Here is a 19,873-nt window from a genome sequence, read left to right as displayed (position 1 = left end):
AGGTAAGGCAATCCCTAAATTTAGATAAAGGTAACGACTTTCACTATAAAAAATTGAAAGAAGTTCACTACCGTACTCCCTAGATGACAAAGCCCCAATCAACACAAGTACACTTCGACATAAATATAATGCGCACCAATACCAAGCACTAGGAGGTTTTACCTTGCCAGCATCGTCATAATATTTTAAAGGTAATAATAATTTCACGAATGAATACAGCTTTCAAAAAGTCTAAATATATAACACACAGATTCGAGCCCATTTAAGTAGCGGTTATTTATTTAACACACCTCTAATTTCAGATAATACGTCGTCAATATCGGACAATCCACTTTCAGAACTATATATGTTCATACTTGACTGTATATTGATTGAGTTATTTGGGCTTTGATTAACCGCAACTTTACTAAGAGAACCCAAGATCCTATTAAATAAGTCATTCGCGGTTTGTTCTCCTACACTCTTTAAACAAACGATAAACTGATCCGCCCCTACTCTGCCGACTATATCCTGATCTCTAGTGACATTTATTAAACAGTTTGCAACTTTAACCAGTAAAGCCTCACCTGTCATATAACCGAACTGACTGTTAACTTCCGTAAAATTATTTACGTCAAATAAAGCCAAAGCATTTACTTTGCCGGCAACAGGCGATTTAACATGTCTAATCTTAGAAAGTACCGCTTGTTCATTTTGTAACCCTGTTAATTTATCAGTCGTTAACTGTTTTAAATAACTTTTCCCTACGGTTAAGTAACCAAGGCAGATTATAAAAAGAACTAAAAATAAAATGACAACTATGGTCTGAATACGTTTTTGTTCCGCAGAGCGCAAATGCCCCTCTAGTGCAAAAATTTCATTATGCAGATTAGCCACCCCCAACACTTTAGCTGAATCTTGCTGTGCTTTTTCTTTCTTACTCACCGTATTGGCGTATATGTCAAAGCTTTCTTTTGCCGCTTCAATATCACCTAAAAACATATGTGCTTTGACTAAAAAACTAATAAAATAAATATGTTTAGTTATTCGAGTTGGGTAATCAGAGGATTCACTTTCTAAACCTGTTAAAAAAGCTTGAACACACTCCTTATTTTGATCTTCTAGACATAAAGCCGCTTCATACCAATCATATAATTTAACTAGCGTTTTATTGGATATTTGATTAAGGAAAACCTTCCAACTGGCTAGACTTTTGCGCATGGCATCATAATCACCTAAACGATAATAATGGCGGCTTTGTGCATAGTGATACCAATTATTAGTAAGTGGAGTATTCACCTTAAGATTCCCTAAACGTAACTCTTCAATCATGATTGCCGCTTTGTCTAAATCACCACTTCCAGTATACGCACTGATAACGCTAATAATGGGCGCTAAGCTATTTTTGGCTTCATATACGTCTAACCCTAGTCGATAAGACTTTTCATATTGTTCAGCAGCTAATGCCATTTGCCCTAACGAGCTATATAACAAACCAATGTTATTATGAATGTGTGCCAGCGAGGCGATATCTTCGGTTTCTGCGTACTTCTTGACTAAAGAGAACAAGCGCCCCAATTTAATCCCAATATCTTGCTTTTCTTGATCACAAACAGTCATTAGGCCAAGTTGTGAGCTCAAGTGAATATCACTAAATTTGTCTTTAGCTAGTTGTTCTGACTGACGATAATACTTGCATCTATCAGGGTTTGAATTAACGTCAAATATGAAACCTAATTGATAAGTTAAACTGGCATAACTTCTAGAGGTTTTATCGATTTCCCCTTGTTGGAGAATATTGTCTAGCAAGGCTTTTGCGGGCGTGTTTTTTCCCATACAAATTAACCAATGCGCTTTAAATACCTGTAAATCTATTAGCAGGTTTTTATCAACATTAGGGTCTTTCAAATAGGTATCTAACTGAGGGATAGCACTGTCATCAGGACAGTCATAAGTTCTGACATTGACTTTTTCTAAAAAATCACTCACCTCACTGGCTGAAGCGACTGGTGCGCAAAATAACCAAGCCGTTACAACCATCAAGATATTTACGTAAAATTTCAAAACATTTCCATTAATAACGAAAATCGAATGTATTTCCTAGGTACAAATATTACCAGAATTTGGACATATTTCTTGTGTTTTCTAAAAAACTAAGGCTTTTCCTCTGCCCCTTTTTTCTGAGGCCGCGTCTAGTTGGTCATTTTTATTGATGATGACATGCATGTCACCAAATTGTCTTTGACTCATGACGTAACCCATGGACTTTAATTCGTCTATCACTTTACTACTGATACCACTGTGATAACGAATAGTGTCCTTAGGTAAAAGTTGATGATGGAACCTTGGTTTATTGACTGTATCCATCGCATTCATATCAAATTCTAAAGCATTGAGGATAGATAGATAAACAGAGCTAATAATCGTTGTGCCTCCTGGTGAGCCGGTCACCATAGTGACCTTTCCATCTTTTAACACCATACTTGGGGTCATAGATGACAACATACGCTTTTTAGCTTGGATCGCGTTAGCTTTGCCACCAACAGCTCCAAATACATTGGCAACCCCCGGTTTAGAACTAAAGTCATCCATTTCATCATTTAACAAAAATCCAGCGCCTTCCACCACCACACTGCTACCAAAACCTAAATTAATTGTTGTGGTATTTGATACAGCATTGCCCCACTTATCCACAATTGAAAAGTGTGTAGTTTGTTCGCTTTCTTTTAAACCAGGTTTGACGTTTTCGGTATTTGAAATTTTATCAGCTAACACATCAGCACTGCGCTTAGTGATATATTCATCTGATATTAAGTCACTAACTGGTACTTCAACAAAGTCAGGATCGCCCAAATACTCTGCCCTATCAGCAAATACTCGTTTACCTATTTCAGCCAATAAATGTAGATACTCTGCAGAATTATGTTCTGGCTTATAATCAGTTATTTGCGCTGTCACTTGCTCATACATTTTAAGCCACTGTATGATGGCAATTCCACCTGAACTAGGTGGTGGAGAAGTTAACAGTTCATATTCACGCCAATTTGCTTTTAAAGGACTGCGAGAAATAGCCTTATACGACAACAAATCTAGCTCTGTGATTAAACCATTTTCTTGTCGCATAAAGTCGCTAATAATCTTAGCCGTTTGACCTTTATAAAATCCATCTCGCCCTTGATCGCGAATTCGTTTTAAGGTGCTGGCTAATTCAGCCTGTTTAAATATTTCACCTTCTTTGGCGTGGGCAAAATAATTGGCGAAATTCACCACAAAACCACGTTTTTTTAACCTATCTGAATGGCGCTTAATGGAATGGGCCAACTTGGGGTGAACAATAAATCCATGCTCAGCCAAATTTACCGCAGGTTGTACTAACTCTTTCCAAGTTAACGAACCATGTTTTTGATGGGCTAACCACATTCCTGCTACTGTGCCAGGCACACCCGCAGACAACACACCAACCAACGATTGGTAAGGAATAACATCGCCGTTTTCATCTAAATACATATCTCTATGAGCAGCTAAAGGCGCCTGCTCACGATAATCTATAAAATCATTTTTATTGTCTTTATGTATCAACATAAAGCCACCACCACCGATATTTCCAGCTTCAGGCAAGGTGACGGCTAATACAAATTGAGCAGCAATAGCGGCATCGACTGCATTACCGCCTTTTGACATAATACCTTTCGCTACGTCGGCACTATAACTATCAGGCATAGCAACCGCAGCTTTTTGGTTAACATCGGTGTTTTTAGTAATCGTTACTGAATTACCGCATGAAACTAACGCAATACAGGAAACAACAATACACCAAGAAATACTACTGACTTTCAAATTATTTTTTAAAAATTTCATCTAATCTTCTTATTTAAATCATCAATAAACTAGCAATAAAATAACCAATGAATGCAATCAAACCACCAACCAATGCATACGGCATTTGGGTTTTTACGTGGGTCAACAAATCACAACCAGATGCAATAGACGATACGGCAGTGGTGTCTGATATTGGCGAACAATGATCACCAAATATTCCGCCACCTAATATTGCAGCAATAACCAAAGAAGGAGGTAAACCAAGTGTTTGAATAAGTGGCACTCCAATAGGTATCAATATGGCAAAAGTGCCCCAAGATGTCCCGGTAGAGAAAGACATTAAGGCGCCTGCTACAAATAGAATTGGTACAACTAATACCAGTGGTAAATAATCTCCAACAATATTCGCTACATATACGCCAGTACCTAACTCTTTTAAACTGGCTCCCAAAGTTAACGAAAATAATACTATGGCCACTAAAGGCAATATCTCGCCCATACCTTTAAAACCAGTATCCACTAATTCTTTATGTGAATAACGCTTTGAGCTCAACAATAAAACATAGGCAACGAATAAAGCTAATACGGTCGCATACAATACAGATTTGCTGCCACTACCTTGGCTTAAATCGCCATTTCCTGTGTAGAACATAAACCCTATCATGCCAAAAATCATGCTTAATAAAGGCAATAACATAAACCTTGCCTTAGTGCCTTTCACTTGGGCTTGTTCTGAGTCTAACAAAACTAAATCTTGTTCAGCTTGTTTCATCGGGCCATGTAACTTATCTGAAAATATGGTGTACAAAACAATTAGTAATGCGGTGATGGCATAAAAATTAAGAGGAACGGTTCCCCAAAGCACGGATACGGCACTTTGATTTAGTTCATAATTGCTCAGCAAAGCCAATATAAATGCCCCCCAACCATTCAATAAAATAAGAATACATACAGGCGCACTGGTACTATCTATGATGTAGGCTAGACGGGCACGACTCATTTTAAACTTATCAAACAACCCACGAGCTAAAATCCCAGATGCCAACACACTTAAGTTTGACTCAATAAAAACCACCAAGCCGGTAAACATAGTTAACAAGCCAACTCGTTTTTTGTTTTTGGCAACTCCTTTATTGATTAACATTTCTACCGTAGCGGTGACACCTCCTGAGTGCCGCATATAAGCTAACAAAGCGCCAATAAGCACACTGAAGATTAATATCCGACTATTACCTGCTGAAGAAATAATACTAATGACTCTTTCAATTGAACCAATCGATGCAGTAAATACAATTTCCGAATTGTTTTGAAAAGCCAGTAATAACTCCGCAGAAAAAATAGCCACAACTAACGCTAGAATCACCTCTTTACGCCAAAACACAACTAATATGGCGATAATCGGTGGCAATATTGAATACCAATGCATGAAATACCTTAAACTGTTAAATTAATCGCAAACTGGCAAAGCAGTAGTATATTTGATTTGTTCCATAGCGAAGCTGGAAGTGACATCAGATAAATCAATGCCCGTTACTAACTTTTTATAAAATACATCAAAGGCTTGCATGTCGGCTACCACTACTTTCAACATATAGTCATATTCACCGCTCATTCGGTAAAATTCCACTATTTGTTCGATACTTTTTGCATGTTCTGCAAACTTTTCCAACCAATTAGCATCATGCCTCCCTGCTTTAACCTGCACAAATACTGTTAAGTTAAGACCCAATTTATCAGCATTAAGTAACGCAACCCTTTTATCAATCACCCCATTTTTTTCTAATAGTTGAATCCGTCTCCAACAGGGTGTCGTGCTCAGGCCTACTTTGTCAGCAATGTCCGCAACAGATAATGTTGAATCTTGTTGCAACAAGCGTAGAATTTCTACATCCATTTTATTCATAAGAAAATATTTCCAAAAATAACACAAAATAAGAAATAGATTACCACAATAATTAGTTTTAAAAGAATGTTTAGAATTTAATACCCAATTACCAATGTCACAATATCTCCAGTCGATAACTGTTGGAATTATAATGCTCAGTAACCTTAAAGAAATTCACCCTATTAGCCCTAAAGTCGTTCAATTCTCTGCAGGGAGAATCTACGATGACATTACTCAAACCATAGGTAATACACCTTTAGTTCGTTTATCAAAACTGTCGGAGGCCTTTTCAGTTAAGGCGAATCTATTAGCCAAAATCGAATATTTTAATCCAGCAGGATCCATTAAAGATCGTCCTGCTATGGCGATGATTAACGCCCTGATCAATTCCGATAGGTTTAATGATAAAACAGAAATAATAGAAGCCACCTCGGGCAATAACGGCGTAGCCTGTGCTTGGATTTGTGCGTTAAAAGGCATTAAGTTGACCATAGTCATTCCTGAACACATGTCGATTGAGAGGCAAAAATTAATTAGACATTACGGGGCATACATAGTGACAACTGCAAAAACCTTAGGCACCAAAGGGGCGATTGATAAAGCGAAACAGTTAGTTGATGAAAACGTAAATGCCGTCATGTTAGACCAATTTGCAAATCAGGCTAATCCAGACATGCACTTTAATACAACTGCTCAAGAAATTTGGCGTGACACAGCAGGAAGAGTAGACATTTTAGTAGCAGGTGTAGGCACAGGCGGCACAATTTCAGGCATAGCCAAAGCACTTAAGCTACATAACCCTAATATCAAAATAGTTGCAGTAGAACCCGCTTCATGCCCAGTATTAAGCGAAGGCAAAAAAGGCGTACATAAGATCCAAGGTTTAAGTTCAGGTCATATTCCAGAAGTACTTAAGTTAGACTTATTAGACCAAGTCATTACGGTGACGGATGAAGACGCCCTAGAGTACGCCCGCAAACTAGCTCGTGTTGAAGCACTGCCCGTTGGAATATCTTCTGGAGCGGCGGCATGTGCCGCTATTCAGCTAGGTCAACAACCACAATACGCAGGAAAGAACATAGTCACTATTTTTGCTGATACTGCAGAGCGATACTTCAGTACTGAATTGTTTGACCACTAAACTTTGTTCTGACGCCACTTAGTGACAAATGTCATAGAATATTAGTGACCTTATCCACTTAATTAATAATGCCTATCTCCCTAATATGAGTATCAATCAATTCAAACAAGGACATTTACATGGATACTCAATTAACACTAGAAGAACAAAGAGCGGCATTTGCTAAAAAACGATTTATTGCAATGCCAATTGCAGGCACCTTAGTTTGGACAATAATAGGCATTATTGGCTTAACTATGCCTGATAGCTGGAAGGTGTGGTCACTGTGGATTGGCTGCGGTAGCATTTGTTATTTGGGTATGGCTATTTCAAAATTAACTGGGGAAGACTTCTTCAATAAAGAAATTCCAAATAACGCCTTTAATCACTTGTTCATGGTTGGTTTAGTCATGGCATTATTAGTCTTTGCGATTACCATTCCATTTGCTATTCAAGACTATACATCAGCACCTTTAACAGTGGGGATTTTAGCTGGCTTAATGTGGATGCCATGGTCATGGGCCGTGCAACATTGGGTAGGATACTTTCACACCATTTCACGTACATTATTAGTGCTAATATTGTGGTTAGCTTTTCCAGACAGTCGCTTTGTGACGATCCCATTTGCCATAGTGGCCGTCTATCTAATTACACTTTATGTTATGGAACGAAGGTATCAAGCACTAGTTTCAAACTCTAATTAATAGCTATAAACAACTACTAGAAGTCAAACCTCTGTTGTACAAAGCAATTGTTTAAATTTACGCTGGGCCGACAAACTTATATTAGTTTCAATTTGAGTTAATAGGCTCTCTAGTTTGTCACTATGTGATTTTTCATTGATTTTATGCATGGCTTTGTCAATTTCAATTGCAGCCGTTAACTCACATATATCCTTTATTAACATGTGGCCTATTGGTGATTGGCTATTGGTATAGCGGTCATAAAAAAGAGTTGGGGAGTGGTCTTGAGCAAGTTTTGCAAAAAACAAATTATTATCACAGGCATGGTAATGATAGATTATATTTTCAACTTCTGGGCCAACAACCTCTACAACGTCTTGACGTCGACTTAGGTCAAACAAAGGTGTATCAAATCGTTCCATACAATAGGCAACATGATACAAACCGGCATCCTGTAATACCTGCGATGCTGACCATGACTTTAATAAACACCGAGTACTTTCGAGCTGCTCAATCAAAGCAGGTTCAGCATGTTCAAACTCCCCTGCCCCAAGTTCTATTAACTTTCGAAATTTAGCATCCATATGATCACCCTATAGTAAATTACTTCTTTCTTATTCATTCACCTACCCCAAGATTATACCTCAACATGAAATTAGCCAATGCTTTTTCGTCTGATCCCGCGGATTGACTTAACCTTGAACAGACTAATTTTTGATCCTCTAGGCTTTTATGTTGACCTACTTTGGCCACGCCCTGCAATTCAGTTAATTCAATTTTAAATCCCACGATAGCGGCTGAAAGTTTATCTACATATTCTGCTGTCACTACGCTCGAATCATTTAACAGTTCAGGTTCATATTTGGCCATAGTGTTTTCTAACACCTTAAGGGTTTCGGTTTTATCCAATACCCTCACTACGCCATAAACATGCACTGCCGCATAATTCCAAGTGGGTACGGCCGGTGATTTCATAAACCAAGTAGGAGAAATATAACTATGAGGCCCATTAAACACCACTAACACCCGTTTAGAATCGAGTTCTTTCCAATGAGAATTTGCTCTGGCAATGTGGCCAAACAACGTGCCTTTTTCACCCATTTCAGCATCCAATAAAAAGGGTAAATGAGTCGTCTGCAAAGAATCCGATGTCATGACCCCAAAAGAAAATTCATTTATAAATTGCTGTTGTTGAGATAACTCTGCCATTTCAAAATGTTTGGGAATAAACATCAAACCTCTCCTTTATATTTGTCTATTTTTGACTTCAACGCTTGTTTGACCTTTGGCCATTCAGGTTTTATAACACTGTAAAATGCACTGTTACGCAGACTTCCGTCATGTTGAATACGCGCATACCTATGTATTCCCTCAAACGTTGCGCCTAGGCCTAAAATCGCGTTACGTGATTGCTGGTTTTTTTCATGGGTTTGAAAAGCCACCCGATTGAGTTTCAAAACCTCAAAGGCATGGTTTAATAAGAGTAATTTACAACGTCGATTTACATAACTCCTTTGAACTAATGGATTTAAAAATGTGTAACCAATTTCAATGGCTTTATGTTCAAGAAATATATTTAAATAACTGGTAGAGCCCACCACTTGTTGAGTTTTTTTATCTAAAACAACAAAAGGTAATTGAATGGCTGCTTGCTGATTTGCAAGGCATGTTTTTACCCAAGCTTCTGTAGATTGTATTGAAGAACAATAATTTGAAGTGGTCCATTGCCAAATGGCAGGATCAGCTCCAGCTGAAAATAAATCAGCGCAATGACGTTGGGACATAGGTTCAAGCACAACATAATCATCTTCTAATCTAATTTCTGATAATGACATGTCTAAACTCCTTAAGAATAAAATTTGGTGAAATGCATAATTTTTCTGTGGGTTTACTATCACCGCACAATGGTCTAACGTAAACAACCAGTTTTTTAAATTTAAATAGACCAATGGCGATATTCAACAACCAATCCTTGCCAACATCTTCGGCAAAATATTTACAGTTAGCTGAAATGATCCGGCAGGCCATAAGAAATGGGCAATTATTGGCTAATGACAAACTACCTTCGGTAAAATCCATTGGCCAAGACATGCAAATTAATCGTCATACAGTCATGAAGGCTTTTGCAGAATTAATTGCAGAGGGTTGGATAGAATCGAAACAAAGAGTGGGTTACAAGGTGGTGGCTAACCTGCCTATTGAAAATAGCCGTGCTGTAGGCGTTTCCCCTACTCCACAACCATTATTCGATTTTAATTTGGTAAGAGAAGGAATGAGCTTATCAGAACGTCGCTCTGAAAAATTTGAATATAACTTTTCCGGTGGACAACCTGACTTAAGTTTATTCCCATTCGACGAATTTAGGCGACATATGGCAAATGTACTGGCACGCCCACAAGTATCACAAATGTCCTATGGTGATAGTGCTGGTTTGCCGGAGCTGATAGAACAAGTCAAAATCTATCTACGTAAATCTAGAGCAATTACCAATAGAGAAGTGGTAATCACAAATGGCTCACAGGAAGCTTTGTACATCATCGCTCAATTATTACTGCAACCAGGCGATCAAGTAGCAACAGAAAATATCAGTTACCCACCCGCTATATCGACATTCAAAAACGCCGGTGCAAGTATAGTGGGTATTAAACAAGACAAGTTAGGCTTAGTGCCAGAAGACTTAGCCGATAAAATTACTGGCGGTAAGATCCGTCTAATTTATTTAACGCCGTTACACCAATACCCCACGACCGTGACGCTTCCAGTCAGTCGTAGGATGAAAATTTACCAATTGGCTTATCAATACAAAATTCCCATCATCGAAGATGATTACGACCATGAGTTTCATTATCGTTGCCAACCTTTAGCTCCAATGGCTTCTGAAGATCCTCAACAATTAATTATCTATATGTCGACTTTCTCGAAGGTCATGTTCCCTGGTGCAAGAGTCGGTATATTAGCCATAAGTCAATCTTTAGCAAAAGCCGTGATCCAATACAGATTACTTATTTGCCATAAGAGTAATGTATTGATGCAAGCCGCCTTAGCAAAATGGATGGCAAGTGGAGACTTTAGCCGGCACTTAAGGCGTATGACCCGCAATAATTTAGTTCGTAGAGATCATGCCGCTTCAATTTTACAAAATACATCATGCTTTGAATTTACCTTACCGGACGGCGGTATGGCTTTATGGGTGAAACTTATCCCGCCTAATATCACGGCAAGCCACCTAGCTGAGAAAGCCAAAGACATGAATATATATATTCAGCATGAAACCCAATATCAATTATCACCTGACAACAATCAAGATCGTTATTTACGTATAGGTTATGCAGGTATGAATGAGAATAAATTTGCTATGGGAATAGAAGCCCTAGTGAAAATAATTCAGGCTCTACATGAAGAAACTAAATAACCTGAACTCGGGATAATGAGTGTCGTTTTGAATTTAATTGTACATACAGTTCAAATACTTACACATATACCTTAGGTTATGTTTGGGTTAATCGTGACTCGATGACGAAATTTTTTGTGTATGGCAAGGCGGATGGTCGTACGTAATAACGTGTTATTGCTAGACAATCCAACGCCGCAAGGCACAAAAAGGGCGTTATCGAGAGGCTCGGCTTAACCCGAGCTCAGGTTAAATAGCCGCAGCCTCTAAAGTTAGAGAGATCTTTACTTTAAGGGTTCATCTCAAAGTATAAGATAATCAAGCTAGAAGCAGCGATAAACAATAAAACATAACCATTGATACCATAATGGTCTTTTTCTCGCCTGTTACGTTTGCGTTTCATCAACAACACAAGTGTGCTAATTATCACGCAGGTAAACAATAACCCGACTAAATACCAACTTAAGGTTTCAGACCACTCCGTACGCCCTTCCACTCCCCAAAAAGCCTGTACTCCAGACACAAATTCTGGTCGAGCATCATGAAAAACCAAAAGAGCTGCAATAAACACAAACCAACCTAAAACGTTGATAGCGACCATAGCTTGAAATAACTTATCGTTTTCACGAGCAGTCTTACGTCGATTCTTAACCGGTTTGTCTTCAGCCTCGTTCATTGCCATAGTAAATTGAGCTTGTCTTGTTAAAATAGTTTGAGTTTGCATAATAATATAGATTTCTCTTGAGTCTAGGCGCCTTACTCGTAAAATCACATTCCTTGTGTAAAATAGTTACGTAAGCGAAATAACTAAGTAAGCAACATAGAGAAGGTTGTCATATTAATATTGTTTTCGGCTATCCAAAAACTTTCTTAAGGCAAATATCGACTCGGTGCGTTATTTTATAAACCTTTTTGTATGGGACTAGTTAATAATTCCTCCCGACAATTTTGAATAATGGCGTATCAAAAAACAATACAAACAAAGTAAGCCAATAGGCAAATAACCCCCTCAGAATTGGAGATAATTACATGGCGCACGCCACGGTGGCAGACATTTTTGCCGATCAATATTCAGTTGGTGACTCAGTTACCGTTAAAGGGTGGGTTCGTACTCGCCGTGATTCAAAAGCAGGCTTATCTTTTATCGCTTTACACGATGGTAGCTGCTTTGATCCTATTCAAGTCATTGCTCTTAATACACTTGAAAACTATCCCGACATTCAAAAGTTAACCACGAGCTGTTCACTTATTGTTACCGGAAATTTAAAAAAATCTGAAGGTAAAGGCCAAGCCTTAGAAATTGATGCAGTATCAATAGAAATTGTTGGATGGGTAGAAAACCCTGATACTTATCCGATGGCGGCAAAACGTCATAGTATTGAATATTTACGAGAACATGCCCATCTACGTCCACGCACTAACATCATTGGCGCTGTTACCCGTGTTAGAAACTGCCTATCTCAAGCAATTCACCGTTTCTTTCACGAACAAGGCTATTGCTGGATAAGTACACCTATCTTAACGGGTAGTGACACCGAAGGCGCTGGTGAAATGTTCAGGGTATCAACTCTAGATATGATGAACTTACCTAAAACGGAAAAAGGAGATATTGATTACAGCCAAGATTTCTTTGGTAAAGAAACCTTCTTAACCGTATCTGGGCAGTTAAATGGAGAGACTTACGCCACCGCTATGTCTAAAATTTATACATTTGGCCCGACTTTCAGAGCAGAAAACTCTAACACCAGTCGTCATTTAGCTGAATTTTGGATGATTGAACCAGAAGTGGCCTTTGCAGATCTTGCTGATATTGCCCAGTTATCTGAAGACATGCTTAAATATGTATTTAAAGCTGTACTTGAAGAACGTGCTGACGATATGGCGTTTTTTGCTCAACGTGTAAATAAAGAAGCGATTACCCGTTTAGAACAAGTCATCGACCAAGACTTTGTGCGAATGGATTACACCGACGCCATCGAAATATTGCAAAACTGTGGTAAAAAATTCGAATTTCCAGTGGATTGGGGGGTAGATTTATCCTCAGAGCATGAAAGATATTTAGCCGAAGAGCATGTTGGCGCACCTATCATTATGCAAAACTACCCGAAAGACATTAAAGCATTCTACATGCGTATTAATGACGACGGAAAAACCGTTGCAGCCATGGACGTATTAGCCCCAGGTATTGGTGAGATAATTGGAGGCTCGCAACGTGAAGAACGCTTAGATGTATTTGACCGCCGCTTAGAAGAAATGAGCTTAAACCAAGAAGACTACAGCTGGTATCGTGACTTGCGCCGTTACGGCACAGTTCCCCATGCTGGCTTTGGTTTAGGCTTTGAACGTTTAGTGGCGTACGTAACAGGAATGCAAAACGTAAGGGATGTGATTGCTTTCCCAAGAACTCCAGGTAATGCAAGTTACTAATACTGTTACTCGACTCTACATATATAAAAAGCCAGAGACTAGGCTCTGGCTTAATAAGATATTTCTAGGTTTTATGCTGAATTATACTTCTTTCAGATAAACCGTTTTCTTCTCTAGGTATTGCTCAAGACCAAACTTACCGTCTTCGCCACCAAAACCAGATTGTTTCCAACCGTTATGGAAACCTTGGTGTTGTTCACCCATACCTCGGTTAACGTATACTTCGCCAACTTCTAACTCGTCGATAAAACGGTTAATGCCAAAGAAGTCTTTAGTAAAGATATAAGCACTCAAGCCATAGATGCTGTCGTTACAGTGGCTGATTGCTTCATCAATGTCTTTAATTTTAACAATGGGTAAAATTGGACCGAAGGTTTCTTCGTGCACAGCAATATTGTCTTGTTTAACATCAACAAGAACCGTTGGCTCGTACCAGCAACCGCCTTCAAATCCAGAAACATCAGCAGTTTTAGCACCGCAAGCAACCGTTGCACCTTGTTTAATTGACTCTTGAACTATGTGATCAATATTGTCAATTTCACGTTGGTTGCACTTAGGCCCCATTTGCGTTTCTGCATCCATTGGGTCGCCCACTTTTAGGCCTTTAACCGCTGGTAAGAATTTAGCCATGAAGTCGTCATAAATACCTTCTTGAACATACAAACGTTCAACACAAGTACATACCTGTCCACAGTTAGCAAAACGTCCCCATAAGGCACCTTCAACGGCTTGATCTAAATCAGCATCGTTCATTACAACCATAGGTGCTTTACCACCTAGCTCCAACATAACCGGGGTCATATACTCGGCGCTAGTTTTGTAAATCATTTTTCCAGCAACGGTAGAGCCTGTCATGGTTATCATTTTAGTAATTGGGCTTTCACATAAAGCTTGACCAACAACCGAACCGGTGCCGTTAATCACATTTAAAACACCTGCTGGAATACCCGCTTCATTGGCTAATCGACCTAATTCAGTGGTGGCTAAAGGCGTTTCTTGTGTTGGCTTTAACACAATTGAATTACCTGTTACCAATGCTGGACCAATTTTACGACCGGCTAATGCTAACGGAAAATTCCAAGCAGTAATGCCCACAACCACGCCACGTGGTACCTTGTGAATATAGATTTTTTCATTTTCGTTATCTGAAGGTAAAATGTCACCTTCGATAGTCAAAGCGTGATCACAAGCGTAATCAATAAATGTAGCGGTGACGTCGACTTCCATTTCAGCAACAGACAATAACTTGCCCTGCTCTGCCACTAACATAGGCGCTAGTGTGGATCTGTTTTCACGTATTTTATTGGCAAAAGTACGCAAGATATTTTGACGAGTACGAGCCGTTAATTTTGCCCATTTCTTTTGACCAGCGTCAGCTGTTTCAAGAGCCAATTGTGCATCTTCAGCACAACCTTTAGGTATTTCGCCAATTTTTTTACCTGTAGAAGGACTGAGTACTTCAATCACTTCTGCAGATTTAGACGCGATGTATTCGCCATTAATAAAGTTAACGTTATTATGAAAGTTCATTGAGATTATCTCCCCATCCAACCGCCGTCTACCAATAAGATAGCGCCGTTTACATAACTAGCTGCTTCAGATGCTAAGAATACAGCCGGCCCTTTAAAGTCTTCTGGATTACCCCAGCGACCTTGAGGAATACGCCCCAAAATAGCCGCACTTCTCTCTGGATCATTACGCAAAGCTTCAGTGTTGTCAGTATCGATGTAACCAGGTGCAATAGCATTAACATTAACGCCTTTGCCAGCCCATTCATTAGAAAGAGCCATAACCAATTGGCCAATCGCCCCTTTACTTGCTGCGTATCCTGGAACCGTAATGCCGCCTTGGAATGTTAATAATGAAGCAGTAAAGATGACTTTACCTGCGCCTCGTTCAACCATGTCTTTACCGATTTCGCGGCTTAAGATGAACTGAGAATTAAGGTTAACGTCAATCACGTTGTCCCATAAATCATCGCCATGTTCAGCGGCAGGAGCTCGCAAAATAGTACCAGCGTTATTCACTAAAATATCGATTTTAGGAAAATCTGCTTTTACTTTTTCGATGAAAGCATACAAAGCTTTACGATCAGAGAAGTCACACTGATAGGCTTTAAAATTGCGTCCTAGTGCTTGTACTTCTTTTTCTACTTCAGAACCTTCAAGCTCTAAACTAGCAGATACACCAATAATATCCGCGCCTGCTTCTGCAAGACCTAATGCGATACCTTTACCGATACCACGTTTACAACCTGTCACTAGGGCAACTTTGCCTTCTAGATTAAACTTTTCAAACATACTATTCATTTCTATAATCCTGTCTCTAATATCAAACTATTCTGCGTTACATTCAACTAAGGCTTTCATGCCCTGAGGATTATTGTCCATACTGGCAAATGCATTACCTATATCGGCTAATGGGTTAACAGAACTAATAAATGGTTTTAGGTCAATTTCACCAGAAGCAATTAATTCAATTGCCCAATCAAAATCGGCTGCTTCGTATACTCGAGCGCCTAATAACTCTAGTTCTTTCCAGAAGAATTGGAACAAGTCAATTGGTGGAGCAGTAGAATGAATAGCAACCATTACAATACGACCTCGACGACCAGCAACTTGTGTCATTGCTTCAATAGCAGGCAATACACCTGATACTTCAAACACTACGTCTGCACCTTTAGTATCAGTCCAATCTTCAACATAAGCGGCCAAATCATCTTCAATAGGATTGACAGATTTAACACCTAACTCTTCTGCAAAAGCACGACGACTATCATTTGGCTCAGAAACCAATACTTCTGCACCAACACTTTTTGCAACAGCAGCAACAAGTTGCCCAATTGGGCCGCCGCCTAAAATCACTGCTTTTTCACCGGCTTTTAAACGTGAACGACGCACATCGTGACAAGCTACAGATAATGGTTCAACTAGAGCACCTTGCTTAAGGTCAACACCAAGCGGTAATTTGTGTAAGGTACGTGATTTAACTGTCCAGCTAGATTGGAAAGCGCCTGGAGTGTCGATCCCCATAAATTTCAGGTTTTGACAAATATGTGTATGACCAGCTTCACAGGTTGGACACTCTCCACACCAATCAAGTGGGCGCACGACTACTTTTTCACCAATAGAAAACCCAGTTACGCCTTCGCCTAATTCAGCTACTACACCAGAGATTTCATGGCCAATTGTTGCTGGAGGATTAACTCGTGCATCCATCACACCATGATAAATGTGCATGTCTGTTCCACAAATACCTACATAACCTACATCTAGACGAACTTCGCCAGCTTGAGGAGCAACAGAGGTTCCCTCAACTACTGTGAATGATTTATTACCAATATATTGTGCAGCTTGCATAATTTTTACCTTAAGACTTTTTAACTAAATGTGGAGCTAATAACGCATCATCAAACACTACCCCAGTACCGGGAACATCTGGAGCTACTGCATAGCCATTATCGTCGATTTTAATTGGGTAATGAGTATATTCATCAATCGGAAATGAATGTACTTCTAAATAACCTGAATGAGGTTGAGATGCTAATAAAGATACATGTAATTCATGCATTCCATGACTACATAGCGGCAAGTTATGTTTAGCCGCTAAATCAGCAACTTGTAAGAATCCTGTGATGCCACCTATGTTAGAAGCGTCTGGCTGTAAAAAACCTAATTTAGCTTGAGCAACCGCATATTCAAACTCGTGGAAGGTATGAAGGTTTTCCCCCATAGCTAACGGAATGTTGATAGCGTCAGAAATAGTACCAAATCCTAGGTAATCATCTGGAATAGTGGGCTCTTCAAACCAAGTAATATCACAATCTTCAATTGCATTACCGAAACGTATCGCTTCATCTACAGATAAAGAATAATTCGCATCAACCATGAATACTCGCTCAGGGCCGATTAAGTTTCTAACAGCTTTTACGCGGCTGACATCTTCTAGATAGTCTTCTTTACCTACTTTAATTTTAACCGCTTCAAAACCACGGTCGAGGTAACCTTGAATGTTGTTTAGCAACTTTTCTTCAGAAAAATTAAGATCAATACCACCCGCATAACAATTAGTTTTGTTGCTAGCGCCACCGGCAACCTGCCAAAGCGGTTTATTCAGTCGTTTACACTTAATATCCCATAAGGCTATATCCATCGCTGAAATAGCAAAGCTTAAAATCCCACCTCTACCTACATAATGGTATTCCCACTGTAACTTGTCCCAAATTAGATCAATTTCGGAGGCATCTTTACCCGTTAATAAAGGTCTCATTTCATCATGTAATAATGAATAAATCGCACGACCACCTTTACCACCAGTGTATGTATAACCCACACCTTGTTTACCATCTTCACATGTCACGCGACATAGTATTAACTCAAAATGAGTATGGTCGCCATGCTTTGCATCGGATAACACTTCAGATAAGGGAACATTGTATAATTCAATGTCTATTGCTTTAATTTTATTTATGTTCATTCTCAACTAAACCAAATAGTTACAGTTTATTGTTAACAATCTACACCAAGACGCAGGTAGTTGTAAAGTTATAATTAATATATACATTAACTAAAACGAGTGTATTACCGAGTCATTACGTAATTATTGTCAAATACGGATTTTAAGTATGACACAACAACTATCACTAATAAATAAACACATTTAAATATGCATTATAGTAGATATAAGGGAAGCTAGAAATAAAGTCGTTAAAGTCAAGATTAGAACAACTACACCACAGTCGCGCTTAATTGTAAGAAAACCGCACGATTAGCTGCAAAATCATACAAAAAACATCAACAGCCCCTAACTTTAACGGCAAAAGATTATCGGTTTTATTACTTCATTAATCTGATTTTTTTCACACAAGGTTTGAAAGTACTCACCAAGTTGTTCACTTTGCGATATAACTTGTTGCCAATATCGGATTCTTTGGTCCGCTGGCATAGTCTCAAAATCCTTTCTATCCGGTATTTTTGAGTATGGCAAATTAGCCACAAACTTTGCTGACGGTACAACGAGAACGACATTGTCATAACTGGAAGCATGGGGCGTACGGCTTTTTATCGACTTATCAAACCACCCTGGTATAGGTCTGGAATAAAAATGTGGATACAAAACTAAACTTTCAGGATGACCAATATTTAGGTCGAAATGATAATCAATGATCCCGCCATCTCGATACACACCTTTTGGCGCTTTAGAGATATCTTTCACACCTTCAATCACTACAGGGATCGAACCAGACGCCATCAAAGCTTCGGCTAGGTTATCTTTATTTAGTTGAGCCGAATAACTTGGCATATGGTGTGGGTCTTGAAAGTTTAACTGGCTATTAGGAGTAGAAAATACATACCTTTGATAGAAACCTTTTAGCCAATTTCGCTTTATTAAATTAGCTCCCGCACTCAAACCTAAGCCAGCCATTTGAATAATCTTAGATTCGAACTGAGTTAACCCCTTACATTTAGCCACCACAAAATGCGTTTTGATAAATTCATTATTAATTATTTCTTCAGCACCGTTCTCGCCTAATACGTAATCCAATAGTGCCACACCTTTTTGGGTGATTTCCTTCGCGGTGGGTTTGTCAGAATAAACCGTGTGTGAATATCTATCAGCTAACCGATTAATTGCAGCTAATGGATCTTTTTGGGCAAAACAAGCCATTCGAAAAGCGCCTGCTGATGAACCTAAAGCATTTAGTTTTCTAACTCTATGAGCAAAAAACTCAGGAAAAATGAACTTATCTAATCCGGCCAGAACAAACCATTTCGGACCACCAGACGCGCCTAAAACAGTATCAAATATATCAGCGCTAAACCCTTGTTCACTTATTTTTTTTAGGGCGTTTTTACCCGCATAAATATCTAACACTACAATTCCCATAGTTATAAATGTGTATAAAACAGGCTATTTAGGCGTATATAATCCACATTATTAGTAATAGTGCATTTTACGAACAGCATTGTTTTATCTATATATATCAGTGATTTACACTACATATAAACAGTACTCAACAGAGTTATCCACAGATATGGTGGATAAACATGATTTTTACCTGACGTTATACACTAATGTATTATATTCCGGCACAACATTCAGGTTATACTGACAAAATACATGAGCTATAAGAATAACCTAACATGGAACTTCTAGGTAAACTAACTGAACCCGACAAACTCCCTCAGCACAGAAAAGTATTGTCCATATCGAGTCCGTTAAGTGGCACTGTTGTTCCTTTAAATGAAGTACCACATGCACTTTTTAAGCAAAGGTTATTTGGAGAAGGAATCGCAATAATACCATCAGGATATCAGTTATATGCACCTTTTGAAGGGACTGTGATTTCGTATCCTGAGCTCGCTAATCAAATTCGAATTAAGGCAAAGAACGGTTTACAAATACAAATACAACTTGGAATAGATTCTCACCTCATGATGGGTGAAGGGTTTAAAAGGCATAAAAAGGCAGGTGAAACATTCGCTAAAGGAGAGGTGTTGGGCGAGTTTTCATTGATAAAAATGAAGAGACAACTCCCTAGTATTTTATGCCCAGTCACGGTAATCAAC

General features: G+C 38.9%; 19 protein-coding genes. 5 read left to right on the top strand and 14 right to left on the bottom strand.

Annotated elements, in window-relative coordinates:
• From ACSHXM_RS15660 to ACSHXM_RS15640, 5 genes are all read right to left on the bottom strand, one after another.
• The coding region (locus ACSHXM_RS15660) for a DUF2919 family protein (protein ID WP_435690129.1) at positions 1–207 on the bottom strand (207 nt) is incomplete at its 3' end.
• A gap of 66 nt (positions 208–273) precedes the next feature.
• Positions 274–2,043 carry a diguanylate cyclase domain-containing protein gene (locus tag ACSHXM_RS15655; protein WP_435690127.1) on the bottom strand — a complete coding sequence of 590 codons (1,770 nt, stop codon included), beginning with the start codon at positions 2,041–2,043 and terminating at the stop codon, positions 274–276.
• Positions 2,044–2,124: 81 nt separating this feature from the next.
• Positions 2,125–3,837: a gamma-glutamyltransferase gene (gene ggt, locus ACSHXM_RS15650; RefSeq protein ID WP_435690124.1), complete on the bottom strand. Its 1,713-nt coding sequence runs from the start codon at positions 3,835–3,837 to the stop codon at positions 2,125–2,127.
• Between the two features lie 13 nt (positions 3,838–3,850).
• The gene (locus tag ACSHXM_RS15645) at positions 3,851–5,224 is read right to left on the bottom strand and encodes a Na+/H+ antiporter NhaC family protein (protein WP_435690122.1); all 1,374 of its coding nucleotides are present in this window, start codon (positions 5,222–5,224) and stop codon (positions 3,851–3,853) included.
• A 21-nt stretch (positions 5,225–5,245) separates the two neighbouring features.
• A complete protein-coding gene (locus ACSHXM_RS15640) occupies positions 5,246–5,701 on the bottom strand; it encodes an Lrp/AsnC family transcriptional regulator (protein ID WP_435690120.1) in 456 nt (151 codons plus the stop codon).
• 133 nt (positions 5,702–5,834) lie between these two features.
• Here ACSHXM_RS15640 and cysK point away from each other — a divergent pair, with 133 nt between their 5' ends.
• Positions 5,835–6,824: a cysteine synthase A gene (gene cysK / locus ACSHXM_RS15635; RefSeq protein WP_435690118.1), complete on the top strand. Its 990-nt coding sequence runs from the start codon at positions 5,835–5,837 to the stop codon at positions 6,822–6,824.
• Between the two features lie 119 nt (positions 6,825–6,943).
• Positions 6,944–7,507, top strand: coding sequence for a DUF7010 family protein (locus ACSHXM_RS15630; RefSeq protein WP_435690116.1), 564 nt, complete (start codon positions 6,944–6,946; stop codon positions 7,505–7,507).
• A gap of 23 nt (positions 7,508–7,530) precedes the next feature.
• Here the strand turns inward: ACSHXM_RS15630 and ACSHXM_RS15625 are convergent, their stop codons facing one another.
• From ACSHXM_RS15625 to ACSHXM_RS15615, 3 genes are read right to left on the bottom strand one after another with little or no spacing between them, the layout of a single operon-like run.
• A complete protein-coding gene (locus tag ACSHXM_RS15625) occupies positions 7,531–8,070 on the bottom strand; it encodes a DUF6817 domain-containing protein (protein ID WP_435690114.1) in 540 nt (179 codons plus the stop codon).
• Between the two features lie 34 nt (positions 8,071–8,104).
• Positions 8,105–8,719 (bottom strand): FMN-binding negative transcriptional regulator, encoded by a 615-nt coding sequence (locus ACSHXM_RS15620; protein ID WP_435690112.1) that lies wholly within the window; start codon positions 8,717–8,719, stop codon positions 8,105–8,107.
• The gene (locus tag ACSHXM_RS15615; protein ID WP_435690110.1) at positions 8,719–9,321 is read right to left on the bottom strand and encodes a GNAT family N-acetyltransferase; all 603 of its coding nucleotides are present in this window, start codon (positions 9,319–9,321) and stop codon (positions 8,719–8,721) included. Before ACSHXM_RS15615 ends, ACSHXM_RS15620 begins: the two co-directional genes overlap by 1 nt.
• A 113-nt stretch (positions 9,322–9,434) precedes the next feature.
• On the opposite strand from ACSHXM_RS15615, the gene ACSHXM_RS15610 reads away from it, so the two are divergent.
• Positions 9,435–10,898 (top strand): PLP-dependent aminotransferase family protein, encoded by a 1,464-nt coding sequence (locus ACSHXM_RS15610; RefSeq protein ID WP_435690107.1) that lies wholly within the window; start codon positions 9,435–9,437, stop codon positions 10,896–10,898.
• Between the two features lie 268 nt (positions 10,899–11,166).
• Here ACSHXM_RS15610 and ACSHXM_RS15605 read toward each other — a convergent pair whose 3' ends face one another.
• Positions 11,167–11,601 carry a hypothetical protein gene (locus ACSHXM_RS15605; protein WP_435690105.1) on the bottom strand — a complete coding sequence of 145 codons (435 nt, stop codon included), beginning with the start codon at positions 11,599–11,601 and terminating at the stop codon, positions 11,167–11,169.
• Between the two features lie 305 nt (positions 11,602–11,906).
• Here ACSHXM_RS15605 and asnS point away from each other — a divergent pair, with 305 nt between their 5' ends.
• Positions 11,907–13,304, top strand: coding sequence for an asparagine--tRNA ligase (gene asnS / locus ACSHXM_RS15600; RefSeq protein WP_435690103.1), 1,398 nt, complete (start codon positions 11,907–11,909; stop codon positions 13,302–13,304).
• Positions 13,305–13,385: 81 nt separating this feature from the next.
• Here the strand turns inward: asnS and aldA are convergent, their stop codons facing one another.
• The 5 genes from aldA to ACSHXM_RS15575 form a co-directional block, all read right to left on the bottom strand.
• On the bottom strand, positions 13,386–14,834 hold the full coding sequence (aldA, locus tag ACSHXM_RS15595) for an aldehyde dehydrogenase (RefSeq protein ID WP_435690101.1): 1,449 nt from the start codon (positions 14,832–14,834) through the stop codon (positions 13,386–13,388).
• A 5-nt stretch (positions 14,835–14,839) separates the two neighbouring features.
• Positions 14,840–15,604, bottom strand: coding sequence for a 2,5-didehydro-3-deoxy-L-galactonate 5-reductase (locus ACSHXM_RS15590; RefSeq protein ID WP_435690133.1), 765 nt, complete (start codon positions 15,602–15,604; stop codon positions 14,840–14,842).
• Between the two features lie 36 nt (positions 15,605–15,640).
• Complete coding sequence (locus ACSHXM_RS15585; protein ID WP_435690099.1) at positions 15,641–16,663, bottom strand: zinc-dependent alcohol dehydrogenase; 1,023 nt, start codon at positions 16,661–16,663, stop codon at positions 15,641–15,643.
• Positions 16,664–16,673: 10 nt separating this feature from the next.
• Positions 16,674–17,780 (bottom strand): mandelate racemase/muconate lactonizing enzyme family protein, encoded by a 1,107-nt coding sequence (locus tag ACSHXM_RS15580; RefSeq protein ID WP_435690097.1) that lies wholly within the window; start codon positions 17,778–17,780, stop codon positions 16,674–16,676.
• A gap of 333 nt (positions 17,781–18,113) precedes the next feature.
• Positions 18,114–19,184, bottom strand: a complete 1,071-nt coding sequence (locus ACSHXM_RS15575; protein WP_435690131.1) for a patatin-like phospholipase family protein — start codon at positions 19,182–19,184, stop codon at positions 18,114–18,116.
• Positions 19,185–19,447: 263 nt separating this feature from the next.
• On the opposite strand from ACSHXM_RS15575, the gene ACSHXM_RS15570 reads away from it, so the two are divergent.
• Positions 19,448–19,873, top strand: a 426-nt coding sequence (locus tag ACSHXM_RS15570; protein WP_435690095.1) for a PTS sugar transporter subunit IIA, incomplete at its 3' end; no start/stop codon positions are given.

This window comes from Paraglaciecola sp., from assembly GCF_051252315.1.
Lineage (GTDB): Bacteria > Pseudomonadota > Gammaproteobacteria > Enterobacterales > Alteromonadaceae > Paraglaciecola.
Note: the sequence above shows the minus strand (reverse complement) of the source record. Positions and strands in the feature narration are given on the sequence as shown.